Source organism: Streptomyces spinosisporus (assembly GCF_022698145.1).
Classification (GTDB): Bacteria; Actinomycetota; Actinomycetes; order Streptomycetales; family Streptomycetaceae; genus Streptomyces; species Streptomyces spinosisporus.
On the sequence record NZ_JALDAX010000003.1, the window covers coordinates 1 to 13,642 of the forward strand.

Below are 13,642 nucleotides of genomic sequence, written 5' to 3' on the forward strand. Positions count from 1 at the left end.
CGTCAGCTTGCCCTTGGCGTGCTGCGCCTCGGTCGCCTTCTCACTCGGCCCGGCCAGCGCCCGAGCCCGGATCTCATGCAACTCGGCGACCCGGCCTGCGGTGGTCACAGTCGTAGTCATCCCTCTGTCGTCCCTCCCCGGATCATCGGCCCGCCCCCCGGGCCCGTACGGCGTCCAGCAGCCGGGCCTGTTCCCGGCACTCGGCGGCGGTGTGCGGGTCGGTGCCGCCGGAGCGGGCCGCCCGTACGAAGGCCCGCACGGTGGCGGCGACCTGGTCGTGCGGTGCGAGGGTCAGTTCGCGGGGGCCGCCCGCGTCGGCGACCCACACCGTCGGCTTGTGGTCGGCGGGCGGGGTGAACGCGGACTCGACGCGGATCCGGCCCTCGCTGCCCCACAGTTCGTACGCCGAGCGGTAGGCGTGCTCCATCCCGAAGGCGAGCTGCCCGAGCACGCCGTCCGGGGACCGCACGAGCACCGCGCCCGATGTCTCCACCGCCGAGCCGCCCGAGTGCTCCAGGGCCGCGCCGACCACGTTGAGGCCGGTGCCGAGGAAGTACAGCGCGGCCCGCACCGGGTAGTAGCCGATGTCGAGCAGGGCGCCGCCGCCCAGCTCGGGGCGGTGGCGGATGTTGTCCGCGGGCAGCGGCGGGACGGCGAACACCGCGGTGAAGGAGCGCAGTTCACCGATCGCGCCGCCCGCCACCAGCTCCCGTACCACCGAGTGCTGCGGATGATGGACGAACATCACGTTCTCCATCAGGGCCAGGCCCGAGGAGCGGGCCAGGTCCAGGAGTTCGGCGGTGGTGTGGGCATGCGCGGTCAGCGGCTTCTCCGCGAGGACGTGCTTGCCGGCCGCCAGCGCGCGGCGGGCCCACTCGGCGTGCAGGGAGACGGGCAGCGGGACGTACACCGCGTCCACGTCGTCCCGGTCGAGTACGGCGTCGTACGACTCGACGGCCGCGCAGTCGTAACGCTCCGCCAGTTGCCGTGCGCGTGCGCCGCTCCGGCTGGCCACCGCGGTCAGCTCGACGTCCGGGTCCTCGGCCATGGCGGGCAGGACGCGGCGGCGGGCGATGTCCGCGGTGCCGAGGACGGCGACGCGCAGCGGACGTTCAGTCATGTGCTCGGGTTCCCATGAAGTCGTAGGTGGAGGCGCTCATGGCGTTGAGGCACGCCAGCAGGGTGCGGGCCTGCACATTCACGTAGTGGCCGTGCTTGACCAGCTCCGAGAGCTGGCTGACCGTCACCCACTGGAAACCGGCCGGGGGCAGCAGCGGGGCCTCGGCCTCGTCGGCCTCGACGATCAGATAGCGGTTCTCGGCGTGCAGGAAGCGGCCGCCCTCCTCGGAGTGGATGGCGTCGTAGCGGACGCGGTCGGGGCCGGCGGACAGCACCTCGTCCAGGAAGGGCGGGTCGACGGACAGGCCGGCGAAGTTGTCGGGCGAGGCCTGCACGGTCGGCGCGAGCTCCACGGTGTCCAGGAAGCCGCCCTCGACCTTGGCGTTGGCCAGCACATGCAGTACGCCGCCGAAGGAGCGCACGAGGAAGGCGGCGACGCCGCGGCTGCGCGGCTCGATCAGCGGCTGGGTCCAGCCGGTGACCTCGCGGTTGCCGGCCTGCACCTCGACCGCGACGACGTCGAACCAGCGGTCGTCGTCGCTGCCGATGCGGGTCTCGTCGCGGGTCCAGCCGGGCACCTCGGACAGCGGGATGCGCTCGGCGCGCACGTCGTGCCGGGAGCGTTCGGCGGTGAACCAGGACAGCAGGTCCACGTCGGTCAGCAGCGCGCCGGTCTCCGGGTCGCGGGAGCGGGCGAGGGCGCTCAGGAACGCGTCGGGCGCGGGGAGTTGGGGGCGGTGCGCCGGAAGGCAGGCCAGGACCGTGCGTGAGTCCATGTTGACCAGGTTGTCCCGGTGCATGAGTTCGTTGATCTGGCCGAGGGTGAGCCAGCAGAAGTCCTCGTCGAGCGGGACGTCCCCGGTCACCTCGACGATCATGTTGCGGTTGCTCTTGTGGAAGAACCACGAACCGTGCTCGGACTGCAGTACGTCGGCGAGGATCCGGCCGCGGTCCGGACCGTTGAAGTACTGGATGTACTTGACGTCCGTGCCCTTGTGGACCTTGGTGTAGTTGCTGCGGGTGGCCTGGACGGTGGGGGAGAGCTGGAGCAGATTGCGGTTGCCGGGCTCCATCTTGGCCTGCATCAGGAAGTGCAGCACGCCGTCGAACTCCTTGACCAGGATGCCGAGGATGCCCACCTCGGGCTGCTTGATGATGGGCTGGAACCACTCCCGGTGCGGGCCCTGGTCGGTGGTGACGTGCAGGCCCTCCACGCTGAAGAAGCGGCCGCTGGCGTGCACCAGATTGCCGGTGCCGGGCTCGAAGGACCAGCCGCGCAGCTGCGAGAACGGGATGCGTTCGACGCTGAACCGTCCCGCTCTGCCGCGTGCGGCGAACCAGTCGTGGAACGCGTCGGTGGTCATCCGTCCGGCGGTGGCCGCGGCGGACGCCGCGATCCGGTCGGCCACGGAGTCCGGTTCGCGGGGCTGGACCGTGGGCTGCGGAAGCGTCAACTCCGTGAGTGTCGACGACATGTGCGGTCTCTCCTTGTCAGGGGCGTGGGGGCTCAGGGGGGCCGGGAGCTCAAGGGAGTCGGGGACTCGGGGGAGTCGGGGACTCAGGGGGCCGGGAACTCAAGGGAGTCGGGGTCTCAGGGGAGTCGGGGACTCGGGGGAGCCGGGGACTCAGGGGAATCGGGGACTCGGGTGGAGTCGGGATTCAGGGGAATCGGGGACTCGCGCGGACGGCCCGGCCGGGGGTGTCACCGGCCCGCGACGAACTCGCGGATCGTGGTGACCATGTAGTCGGTCATCTCGTCGGTCAGGCCGGGGTAGACGCCGATCCAGAAGGTCTGCTCGGTGATGACGTCCGAGTTGGTGAGGTCGCCGACGATGCGGTGCGGCACGTCCTGGTAGGCCGGCTGGCGGGTCAGGTTGCCGGCGAACAGGTTGCGGGTGCCGATCTTGTGCTTCTCCAGGTGGTCCACCAGCTCCTTGCGGGAGAACGGGGCACCGGGCGCGACTGTGAGCACGAAACCGAACCAGCTGGGCTCGCTGCCCAGCGTCGCCTCCGGCAGGATCAGGTGCGGCGCCCCGTCCAGGCCCTCGCGCAGCCGGGACCAGTTGTGCCGGCGGGCCGCGGTGAACGCGTCGATCTTGTCCAGCTGGGACAGGCCGAGCGCGGCCTGCAGATCGGTGGCCTTCAGGTTGTAACCGACGTGCGAGAAGATGTACTTGTGGTCGTAGCCCTGGGGCAGGGTGCCCAGCTGGTACTCGAACCGCTTGAAGCAGCGGTTGTTCTCGCCCGGCTCGCACCAGCAGTCGCGGCCCCAGTCCCGCATCGACTCCACGATCCGGGCGAGCGCGAGGTTCGCGGTGAGCACACAGCCGCCCTCACCCATCGTGAGGTGGTGGGCCGGGTAGAAGCTCACGGTCGTCAAGTCCCCGAAGGTGCCGGTCAGTCGACCGTCGTAGCGGGAGCCGACCGCGTCGCAGTTGTCCTCGATCAGGAAGAGGTCGTTCTCCTCGGCGATCTGCGCCACCTCGCCGACCTCGAAGGGGTTGCCGAGCGCGTGGGCGACCATGATGGCGCGGGTCTTGGGGCCGATCGCGGCCTTGATGCGCTCCGCGGTGGTGTTGTACGTCTTCAGCTCGACGTCGACGAAGACCGGGACCAGGCCGTTCTGGATGATCGGGTTGACGGTGGTGGGGAAGCCGGCGGCGACCGTGACGACCTCGTCGCCGGGCCGGAGCCTGCGGTCCTCCAGGTGCGGGGAGGTGAGCGCGGACAGGGCGAGCAGGTTCGCCGACGAACCGGAGTTCACCAGGTGGGCCTTGCGGCGCTTCATGTAGCGGGCGAACTTCGACTCGAAGCGGCGGGTGTGGCTGCCCGCCGCGATCCTCATGTCGAGGGCCGCCTCGACCAGCGCCACCCGGTCCTCGGGCCCGAGGACGGCGCCCGAGGGCCAGATCTCGTCGACGCCGGGGACGAACGCGCGCGACGGCTCCTTCTCCAGGTGGTAGTCGCGAACCTGCTCCAGGATCTGTGACTTGGTGTCACTCATACTTCCTGCCTCCATGGGTGAGTCCGGCCCGCGGCCGCTGGTGATGACCCGTCGCCGACATCGTCGGCGCAGGCGCTCGAACGGCACTGGACACCGGATGGCAGTGCGCCTCGGCCAGCAGGTCGCGCAGCGACTCGTCCAGCGAGATGCGCGGACGCCAGCCGAGCAGCCGGTCGGCCAGGGTGATGTCGAGGCGCTGCCACTCGGCCTCCGGCGGACGCGCACCCGCCCCCGCGCCCGCCACCGGGGTCTCCACGATCCGGGTGTCCCGGCCCGCCAGGGCGACCAGCCGGGTCACCACCTCCCGTACCGAAGTGGCTTGTCCCCCACCGATGTTGACGGCCCGTCCGGTCGCCTTCGAGGAGGCCGCGGCCAGCACCGCGTCCGCCACGTCGCGTACGTCGACGAAGTCGCGGTGGGCGAGCAGCGGGGCGAGGCGCAGCGGCTCGCCGGAGTTCTTCGCGAGATGGGCGGCGACCATGCCGAGCAGGCTCAGCGGGGAGGTGCCGGGGCCCGACACGTTCGACACGCGCAGCACCAGGCCCTCGGTGCCGGAGTCCAACAGGGCCCGGGCGCCCGCCAGTTTGGACCGTCCGTACGGGGTGACGGGGGCGGTCGGGCCGGCCTCGGTGATGCCGGCCCGCGGGACGGGCCCGTACTCGTGCACCGAGCCCAGCTGGATCAGCCGGGGCGGCCGCGCCGCGACCAGCCGCCGCACCAGGTCCCGGTTGCTCAGGTCCATCTCGGCCTCGGTGGCGCCCCACACCGCACCGGCCGCGTTCACCACCACGTCCGCGCCGTGGCCGCGCACCAGCGCCACGATCTGTTCCGGGTCGGCCCGCGCCAGGTCGAGTCCATGGATGTCGTACGCCGCGGGGGTGTCCGGCGTGCTCCGGGCCACCCCCGCCACCCGCCACCCGGCCGCCGCGAAGGCGCGGCAGACATGGCCGCCCACGAAGCCCGACGCGCCCAGTACGAGTACCGCGCGCCCGCCCTCAGCTCTTCGTCCGATCGCCGCCAACGTATCTCGCCCCTCAACTCGTTCGGTGTGTCAGGCACTGTGACGGCTGTCGCTAGGGTGCGGCTGGACCAGGCGTTCGCTCACGCCACCGGGGATGTTTCCGCGCTACCGGGAATCGAGTTCTCCCCCCTACGGTCCCGAGGCATGAGGATCGAAGAGACGGCCGTACCGGACGCGTACCGGATCACCCCGAGGCTGCTGCCGGACGAGCGCGGCAGTTTCCACGAGTCGTACAGATACGACGTTCTCGCGGCCGAGACGGGTCATTCGTTCCTGCCCCGCCAGGTCAACTACTCGGTCTCCTCCCGCAACACCGTCCGCGGACTGCACGGGGTGTCGATCCCTCCGGGGCAGGCGAAGCTGGTCAGTTGTGTGCGCGGGGTGGTGCTGGACGTCGTGGTGGACGTGCGCGTCGGCTCGCCCACGTTCGGGCGGCACGACTGCACGGTGCTGGACGCGCGCAGCGGACGCGGCGTGTACGTCGCCGAGGGGCTCGCGCACGGCTTCGTCGCGCTCACCGACGACACCTGCATCAGCTATCTCTGCTCCACCGAGTACGTCCCCGGCACCCAGCTCGATCTGCGTGCCTTCGACCCGGATCTGGGGCTGCCCTGGTCCAAGTGGCTGACCGGGGACCCGCTGCTGTCCGAGAAGGACGCGCACGCGATCACGGTGGCCGAGGCCACCGAGCGGGGCATGCTGCCGTCCTACGAGCAGTGCCTGGAGTTCTACGCCGCCGCAGTGCGCACGCCCGCCTGAACGGGCACGACGGCAAAGGCCCGTACCGGGTCCCTTCGGGGAACCGGTACGGGCCTCCTGCTCATGTCCCGCTCGGATCAGGCCAGTTCGGCCGTCTCCCTGACACGGATGCCGAGCGACTTCAGGGCCGCGAGCGGTGACCGGCCGGCGTCGCCGCGGGCGGCGACATAGCCGTCCGGGCGGACCAGCAGCCAGTCGCCGGGGCGCAGCCCGAGGTCGGCGGAGACCGAGGCGTCGGTGAGGCGGACGGTGCGCAGCGAGCCGGCGTGCGAGGCGCCGTTGCTGAGCAACAGCCAGTCGGGGCGGCGCAGTTCGTCCAGCACCGTCCGCCACTGCGGCGAGGCGGCGGCGCCGGCGGCGTCGACCCGGGCGAGGCGTTCGCCGGGGCGGATGCCCGGTGCGGAGGCGGCGACGGTGAGCGGGCTGTCGCCGTAGCCGAGGCCGAGCGCCGACATGCCGCCCATGATCTTGCGCTGGATACGGCCCTTGAGGGGCGGCAGATTGCGCAGCACCGTGAACGTGGTGCGCAGGAACGCCGCCGCCTTGCGGCTGCGCAGCTGCACCAGGAGCGTGGCCACCTTGGTGGTGCGCAGCAACTCGGCCCCGACCGGGACCCGTTCGGCGCTGTAGGAGTCCAGGAGCGTGTCGTCCGCCTCGCCGCGCAGCACGGCCGCCAGCTTCCAGGACAGGTTGACCGCGTCCTGGACACCGGTGTTCATGCCCTGTCCGGACGCCGGGCTGTGCACATGGGCGGCGTCGCCCGCGAGCAGCACCCGGCCCTGGCGCATGCTGGGGATCATGCGCTGCTGAATGGTGAACACCGAGACCCAGGAGGGGAGTTCGACCTTCGCGGGCTTGCCGGTGCCCGCCGTGATCTTCGCGGCGAAACGCTCGGCGACCATGCGGTCGTCGCCGCCGTAGGAGGTCTCCGCGGTGTCCAGCAGACGCCACTTGCCCTCGTCGGGGAACGGCACCATCATCACCGTGCCGCGCGGGGTGCGCATCCAGTGGATGCTGTCCTTGGGCAGGTCGCAGTCGACGACCGCGTCCGCGATCAGCCAGGTCTCGCTGGACTCGCCCGCCAGCTTCAGACCGAGCTGCTTGCGGATGGTGCTGTGCCCGCCGTCGGCGCCGACCAGCCAGTCGGCGGCGACTGTCTCGGTGCGGCCGCCGGGTCCGGTCAGACGCGCGCGTACGCCGTCCTCGCCGAGGTCCTCGAAGCCGTCGAGCCGTACGCCCCACTCGACGGTCACGCCGAGCCGGGCCGTGGCGTCGCGCAGCACCTCCTCGGTGATCACCTGGTCGACCATGAGGGTGAAGGGGAAGCGGGTGGGCAGCCTGCTGTAGTCGGTGTCGAAGCGGATCAGCCGGCGGCCGTTCTGGTGCAGCGTGAAGTGCTCGACGCGCTGGCCGCGCGGCAGCAGCTCGTCCAGCACGCCCATCTGGTCGTACGTCTCCAGGGTGCGCGCGTGCGTGGCCAGCGCCCTGCTGGTGGTGGCAGGGCCGTCCGCCGCGTCCACCAGCCTGACCCGGACACCGTGCCGGGCCAGCTCGTGGGCGGCGCTGAGCCCGACGGGCCCGGCGCCCACGACCAGGACCTGGGGGGCGGACGTGGTCACTTGCCCTCCTCCTCGGTGCCGTGCTTGACCGGCTTCCACCAGCCCGGGTTGTCGCGGTACCAGGCGACGGTTGCGGCGAGCCCCTCCTCGAAGGAGGTGCGCGGTGCGTAGCCCAACTCCCGCCGGATCTTGGACTCGTCGAGCGAGTAGCGCAGGTCGTGGCCCTTGCGGTCGGCGACCCGGACCACCTTCGACCAGTCGTTGCCGGTCAGTTCGAGCAGCCGCTCGGTGATCTGGCGGTTGGTCTGCTCGTTGCCGCCGCCGACGTTGTAGACCTCGCCGGCCCGGCCGCGGGTGAGCACCAGCTGGATGGCCCGGCAGTGGTCGTCGACGTGCAGCCACTCGCGGATGTTGGCGCCCTCGCCGTACAGCGGGACCGTCTCGCCCTCGAGCAGGTTGGTGACGAAGCGCGGGATGAGTTTCTCGGGGTGCTGGTAGGGGCCGTAGTTGTTGGAGCAGCGGGTGATGGAGACGTTCAGGCCATGGGTGCGCCAGTAGGCGCGGGCGATCAGGTCCGAGCCCGCCTTCGAGGCGGCGTAGGGGGAGTTGGGCAGCAGCGGCCACTCCTCCGTCCAGGAGCCCTCGTCGATGGTGCCGTAGACCTCGTCGGTGGAGATGTGCACGACCCGCTCGACGCCCGTGCGCAGGGCGGCCTCCATCACGTTCTGGGTGCCGCCGACGTTGGTCGTCACGAACTCCGCGGCCGACTCCAGGGAGCGGTCCACGTGCGACTCGGCGGCGAAGTGCACCACCGCGTCGTGGCCCGGGAAGAGCTCCAGGAGCAGCGGCAGGTCGCCTATGTCCCCGCGCACGAAGGTGAGCCGGGGATGCTCGGCCGGCAGGTTGTCGCGGTTGCCGGCGTAGGTGAGCTTGTCCAGGACGGTGACCTCGGCGTCCTCGTAGCCCTCGTACCCGCCCTGAAGCAGCGTGCGGACGTAGTGCGAGCCGATGAAGCCCGCGCCGCCGGTGACCAGGATCTTCTTGCTCATGCCGCGACCTCCACGCGGGTGTGGTCGCCGACCACCAGACGGTGGTGGCGCTCTTCGAGCCGTGCGCCCGTGACGGCGGCGGACCGGCCGAGCAGCGAGCCGCGCAGGCCGCGCACTCCGGAGACGGTCGACCCGTCCAGGGCGATGGAGCGGTCCAGATGGGCGTCGGTCAGGACGCAGTCCCGGCCGATCGAGGTGTACGGGCCGACGTGGCTGTCGTGCAGGACGGTGCCCGCGCCGATCACCACCGGTCCCACCACGAAGGAGTTGACGATACGGGCACCGGGCTCGACGACGACCGGGCCGATCAGCACCGAGTCCTCGTCGACCTCGCCCTCGACGCTGCGCGCCACGGCGTCCAGCAGCATCCGGTTGCACTCCAGGACGTCCTCGACCTTGCCGGTGTCCTTCCAGTACCCGGCGTACTCCTGGGCCCGTACCGTCCGCCCGTCGGTGACCAGCCACTGGATGGCGTCGGTGATCTCCAGTTCGCCGCGGGCGCTCGGCTCGATCGCGTCGACGGCCTCGTGGATCGCCGGGGTGAAGAAGTACACGCCGATCAGGGCCAGGTTGGAGCGCGGCACCGGCGGCTTCTCCACCAGCCGCTCCACCACGCCGTGCGCGTCCACCTCGGCGACCCCGAACGCCCGCGGGTCCGCGACCTGCGCGACCAGCACCTGCGCGGCGGGCTGCAGGGCGCGGAACTCGGCGGCGGCCTCCCGGATGCCCTCCGGCAGCATGTTGTCGCCGAGGTACATCACGAAGTCGTCGTCGCCGAGGAAGCCGCGGGCCAGCTGCACGGTCTGGGCGAGGCCGGCCGGGCGCTCCTGCGGGATGTAGGTGATGGCGACGCCGAGGTGGGAGCCGTCGCCGAGGGCGTCCGCGATCTCGGTCGCGTGGTTGCCGACGATGATGCCGATCTCGGTGACGCCGATGTCCCGGATGTTGTCGAGGACGTGTTCCAGGACCGGCTTGTTGGCGATCGGGATGAGCTGCTTGGGCATGGAGTAGCTGAACGGGCGCAGCCGCGATCCCGTCCCGCCGGCCAGCACTAGAGCCTTCATGGGGGCCTCTTCCGGGGAGTTCGGTGTGACAGTCATGGGGCGGTGGGTGATGTTTCGGGTCGGGTCAGGCGGCCGCCGGTGCCAGATGGCGGCGCGTGGGCCGGTGCAGGGCCTCCACCAGATCGGCGAACCGGTCGGTGGCGACGTCGAGTTGGGCTCTCGCGGCGACGGCTTCGGCCTGTTCCGCGTGCACGAAGAAGCTCTCGGCGACCGCGGCCGGCTTCATCGACATCAGCACCGGGCGCAGTCCGTAGTCGAGGGCGAGCACATGGGCCAGGGAGCCGCCGGTGGCCAGCGGCAGGACGACCTTGCCGTCGAGGGCGAACTGCGGGAGCAGGTCCAGGAAGGCCTTCAACAGGCCCGAACAGCCCGCCTTGTAGACCGGGGTCGCCAGCACCACCGCGTCGGCCTGGGTGAACTGCCGTACGGCGGAGTCGATTTCGGCGTGCGCGGTGTCCGCCGCGAGCAGCGGGCCGGGCGGCAGGGCGCGTACGGCCAGGACGTCGACCAAGTGGCCGCGCCCGCCGAGCCGTTCGGCGGCGCGGGTGAGCACCCGGTGGGTGAGCGAGACCGGCGACGGGCTGCCGGAGACGGCGAGGATCGTCGGCATGGGGCGACCTCCTGGGTCAGCGGGCCGCCACGGGCTCGTCGGCCCGCGCGGCGTCACGGCGTACGGCATCGAGCAGTTCGAGGGAGGCGAGCACCTGCGCGGGATCGCGGACGAAGTCGACCAGGCACGCGATCTCGTCGACCCCGGCGGCGCGCACCCGGCGGGCCGTGCGTGCGCACTCCTCGACCGAGCCGATCAGGGAGTTGCCGGACAGATAGCGGTTGACGCCGAGGTCGGCCAGCTTCTGCTGGGCGCGGGCCGCGGACAGGACGTCCCGGCCCTCCTTGTTGCCGCTCATCCGGCCGCCGGCCTGTACGGCGCCGGCCTCCAGGTCGATGGCGGACAGCAGGTAGTCGCGCAGGGCGCCGCCGCCGACGGTGCGGGCGGACTCCGGGTCCTCGGCGACGTAGGTGTGCATCATCACGGTGACCGTGCCGGGGCCCTCCTGCCCGGCCTCGGCGCGGGCGGCGCGGTACAGCGCGACCTTGCCCGCGAGCGAGTCGATGTCCTGGTTCTCCAGATGCGTGAGGATGTTGCAGCCCAGGCGGCCCGCCTCGACGAACGTGCCCTCGCTGCGGGAGGCGGTCACCCACACCGGCAGCTCGGGCTGCACCGGGCGGGGGTACAGCGGCAGCGTGGCCTCGGTGCCGAGCGGGGTGGGGCCGGTCCAGCGGCCGGTGCGCCAGGCCTCGCGGATGTCCGCCACGTCGCGGGTCATCTGCTCCCGGCGGCTCTCGTACTTGCCCGGGGCGATCACGAAGTCGTTGACGTTCCAGCCGGAGCCCACCGAGATCGCCGCTCGGCCGCCGGAGATGCCGTCCACGACGGCGAAGTCCTCGACGATGCGGGACGCCGGGTGCAGGGGGGTGACCACGCTGCCGGCGCGGATCTGGATGCGGCGGGTGACCGCGGCGATGGCCGCCGAGGTGACGGCCGGGTTGGGGAAGGCGCCGCCGAAGCGGTGGAAGTGGCGTTCGGGGGTGGAGACGAAGCCGAAGCCGAGGGTGTCGGCGCGGCGGGCCGCGCTGAGCATGAGGTGGTACGTCTCCTCGGAGCGGTCGCCGACCGCGGCGAAGAAGAAGATGCCGAAGTCAGGCCCTCCGGGGGGTGGGCTGTCGGATTGGCGGGGGGCCGCGTCCGCGGTCGTGTTCATCCTGTGCTGCCTCCTTGAGGGTGCGGGGTGCGGAGTGCTGCTCGCGGTCACCATCGGGGGGTGTGCTCGTACGGGGCTTGAGTGCGGGCAGGTTGGGGGTGTCCGCCTCGGCTTCGCCTTCGGCGGGTTGTGCTCCCACCCGCACCACCCGTGACGGTTTCGTCGTCGGGTGCGGGTGGCCCCTGTGGGGGCCTTTCGCCGTTGGCGGGTGCGGGTGGTGCCGCGGGGTTTTTCGCCGGTGGCGGGGGCGGGTCGTGTGGGTTCGTCGGCGGCCGCGGGTGGCTTCCGCGGGGGTTCTCGCCGTCGGCGGCTACAGGTTTGTCGTGTGCGGTTGTGGCTCCAGTGGGGTTCTAGTGGGCGGCGGCACGGTGGGGGGAACTGTTTCCGCTTCGACGGACCCGATCGCACCACGAGGTTGCTGAATGACGACTCAGACACTGGTGGCCGCCGACACCGTCGACGGCCTGCTTGCCGCGGCGGTTGCCGCGCGGCCCGATGCGCCGGCGGTGCGGGATGCCGCGGGCAGCTGGACGTATGCCGAACTCGACGCCTGGTCACGGGCGTACGCCGACTGGTTCACCGCTCGGGGGGTGGGCCGCGGTGACCGCGTGCTGGCCCGGGTGGGCAATGTGCGCGAGTTCACCGCACTGCTCTTCGGCGCGCTGCGCCGGGGCATCGTCTTCGTGCCGGTCAACCCGGCGATGAAGCGGTTCCACCTCAGCACCGTGGTGCCCGACTGCGACCCCGTGATGCTGATCGCGCAGGGCGACGAGGACGTCGATCTGCTACGAGAACTGACGGACCGGCCCGTCGTGCCGCTCGCCCATGCGCGGGCCGGTGCCGAGCAGCAGTTCGGGGGTGGGGTGCACGAGGACATCTCCGTCGCCCCCGACGACCTCGGCCTGCTGATCTACACCTCGGGCTCCACCTCCGCCCCCAAGGCCGTCGCGAGCCCGCACGCGCCGATCGTGTTCGCGGCGCGCGCCATCCAGGCCCGGCTGCAGTACCGCGAGGACGACGTCGTGCTCGCCGCCGTGCCGCTCTCCTTCGACTACGGCCTCTACCAGATCTTCCTGTCGGTGATCGCCGGCGCCCAGCTGGTGCTGACCGAACCCGACCGCCACGTACGGCTGTTGGGTGCTCTGCACGAGTACGGCGTGACCGTCGTCCCGCTGGTGCCCTCGCTCGGCGAGATGCTGCTGACGCTGGCCCGCCGCGACCGCCGCGAACCGCCGCCGGTACGGCTGTTCACCAACACCGGCGCCGCCCTGACCGCCCCCGTCATCGCGCGGCTGCGGGAGTCCTTCCCCAAGGCGCAGGTGTCGCCCATGTTCGGCACCACCGAGTGCAAGCGCATCACCGTCCTGGAACCGGACGGCGACCTCGAAAGGCCCGGCTCGGTCGGCCGCGCCCTGGACGGCACCGAGGTGCTCGTCCTCGACGACGAGGGCCGCCCGCTGCCGCCCGGCACGGTCGGTGAGATCGCCGTGCGCGGCCCGCACCTGATGCGCGGCTACTGGCGCGCCCCCGAACAGACCGCCCTGCGCTTCCGCCCCGACCCGGCCACCGGCGAAGTCACCCTGCACACCGGCGACTACGGGCATCTGGACGCCGACGGCCACCTCTACTTCGAGGGCCGCCGCGACGACCTGTTCAAGCGCAAGGGGGTGCGCATGGGCACCCTGGAGATCGAGACGGCCGCCCTGGACATCCCCGGCGTCGCGGCCGCCGCCGCGCTCGCCCCGGCCGACGGCCACGACCTCACGCTCCACGCCGTCACCGACCTGACCCCCGACGCGGTCCTCGCCCAGCTGGCCGAGCGTCTGGAGGCCGCCAAGGTCCCCGCCGCCTGCCATGTGCTGGACGCGTTGCCGCTCACCCCCAACGGCAAGACCGACAAGCAGCGGCTGCGCCGCGAGCAGAACGCCGGCCCGGTCCGGCCCGACTGAGGAGTACGGAACATGACCACCGCCACGACCCGCCCGGACCCGGACTTCGAGCAGCTGCTGGTCGGCGTGCTGCCCCGGCTGGCCGGCTCGGCCCCGCTCGACCCCGCCCTCGACCTCAAAGAAGCCGGCCTGGACTCGATGGCCACCATCGAGCTGCTGGTCCGCCTGGAGGACACCTACGAGGTGGAGTTCCCCGAGGAGACCCTCACCGCGGCGACCTTCGCCACCCCGGCGGCCCTGTGGAACGTCCTGAGCGCCCAGCGCGCCGCCGCCCGCTGACCCCACCCTCACGCACCGGTCGACCCAACGCCCCAATCCAACGCCCCAATCCAGCCCCCCAATCCAGCCCCCCAAT

Annotated in this window: 12 protein-coding genes; 3 read left to right on the forward strand and 9 right to left on the reverse strand. The window is 71.8% G+C overall.

Annotation, left to right across the window (positions count from 1 at the left end):
* Positions 1 to 142: 142 nt before the first annotated feature.
* The 4 genes from MQN93_RS08240 to MQN93_RS08255 form a co-directional block, all read right to left on the reverse strand.
* Complete coding sequence (locus MQN93_RS08240) at positions 143 to 1,120, reverse strand: Gfo/Idh/MocA family protein (protein ID WP_242708945.1); 978 nt, start codon at positions 1,118 to 1,120, stop codon at positions 143 to 145.
* Positions 1,113 to 2,594 carry an NDP-hexose 2,3-dehydratase family protein gene (locus tag MQN93_RS08245; RefSeq protein WP_016435247.1) on the reverse strand — a complete coding sequence of 494 codons (1,482 nt, stop codon included), beginning with the start codon at positions 2,592 to 2,594 and terminating at the stop codon, positions 1,113 to 1,115. The genes MQN93_RS08240 and MQN93_RS08245 overlap by 8 nt, the downstream gene beginning before the upstream one ends.
* Positions 2,595 to 2,821: 227 nt before the next feature.
* Positions 2,822 to 4,123: a lipopolysaccharide biosynthesis protein RfbH gene (gene rfbH, locus MQN93_RS08250; RefSeq protein WP_242708946.1), complete on the reverse strand. Its 1,302-nt coding sequence runs from the start codon at positions 4,121 to 4,123 to the stop codon at positions 2,822 to 2,824.
* Complete coding sequence (locus MQN93_RS08255; RefSeq protein ID WP_242708947.1) at positions 4,116 to 5,144, reverse strand: NAD-dependent epimerase/dehydratase family protein; 1,029 nt, start codon at positions 5,142 to 5,144, stop codon at positions 4,116 to 4,118. The genes rfbH and MQN93_RS08255 overlap by 8 nt, the downstream gene beginning before the upstream one ends.
* 144 nt (positions 5,145 to 5,288) lie before the next feature.
* Between MQN93_RS08255 and MQN93_RS08260 the strand changes: the two genes are divergently transcribed.
* The gene (locus MQN93_RS08260) at positions 5,289 to 5,903 is read left to right on the forward strand and encodes a dTDP-4-dehydrorhamnose 3,5-epimerase family protein (RefSeq protein ID WP_016435250.1); all 615 of its coding nucleotides are present in this window, start codon (positions 5,289 to 5,291) and stop codon (positions 5,901 to 5,903) included.
* A gap of 77 nt (positions 5,904 to 5,980) precedes the next feature.
* Here MQN93_RS08260 and MQN93_RS08265 read toward each other — a convergent pair whose 3' ends face one another.
* The 5 genes from MQN93_RS08265 to MQN93_RS08285 all read right to left on the reverse strand — a co-directional run bounded on the left by MQN93_RS08265 (position 5,981) and on the right by MQN93_RS08285 (position 11,338).
* On the reverse strand, positions 5,981 to 7,522 hold the full coding sequence (locus MQN93_RS08265) for an FAD-dependent oxidoreductase (RefSeq protein WP_242708948.1): 1,542 nt from the start codon (positions 7,520 to 7,522) through the stop codon (positions 5,981 to 5,983).
* Positions 7,519 to 8,511, reverse strand: coding sequence for a dTDP-glucose 4,6-dehydratase (gene rfbB / locus MQN93_RS08270; protein ID WP_242708949.1), 993 nt, complete (start codon positions 8,509 to 8,511; stop codon positions 7,519 to 7,521). Before rfbB ends, MQN93_RS08265 begins: the two co-directional genes overlap by 4 nt.
* Positions 8,508 to 9,575 carry a glucose-1-phosphate thymidylyltransferase gene (locus MQN93_RS08275; RefSeq protein WP_242709394.1) on the reverse strand — a complete coding sequence of 356 codons (1,068 nt, stop codon included), beginning with the start codon at positions 9,573 to 9,575 and terminating at the stop codon, positions 8,508 to 8,510. The genes rfbB and MQN93_RS08275 overlap by 4 nt, the downstream gene beginning before the upstream one ends.
* Before the next feature lie 64 nt (positions 9,576 to 9,639).
* Entirely contained in the window at positions 9,640 to 10,185 is a 546-nt protein-coding gene (gene ssuE, locus MQN93_RS08280) for an NADPH-dependent FMN reductase (protein WP_242708950.1), read from the reverse strand.
* A 16-nt stretch (positions 10,186 to 10,201) separates the two neighbouring features.
* Positions 10,202 to 11,338 carry a MupA/Atu3671 family FMN-dependent luciferase-like monooxygenase gene (locus MQN93_RS08285; protein ID WP_242708951.1) on the reverse strand — a complete coding sequence of 379 codons (1,137 nt, stop codon included), beginning with the start codon at positions 11,336 to 11,338 and terminating at the stop codon, positions 10,202 to 10,204.
* A 422-nt stretch (positions 11,339 to 11,760) separates the two neighbouring features.
* Here MQN93_RS08285 and MQN93_RS08290 point away from each other — a divergent pair, with 422 nt between their 5' ends.
* Entirely contained in the window at positions 11,761 to 13,287 is a 1,527-nt protein-coding gene (locus MQN93_RS08290) for a class I adenylate-forming enzyme family protein (protein ID WP_242708952.1), read from the forward strand.
* Between the two features lie 12 nt (positions 13,288 to 13,299).
* A complete protein-coding gene (locus MQN93_RS08295) occupies positions 13,300 to 13,566 on the forward strand; it encodes a phosphopantetheine-binding protein (RefSeq protein WP_242708953.1) in 267 nt (88 codons plus the stop codon).
* The last annotated feature ends 76 nt before the right edge of the window (positions 13,567 to 13,642 follow it).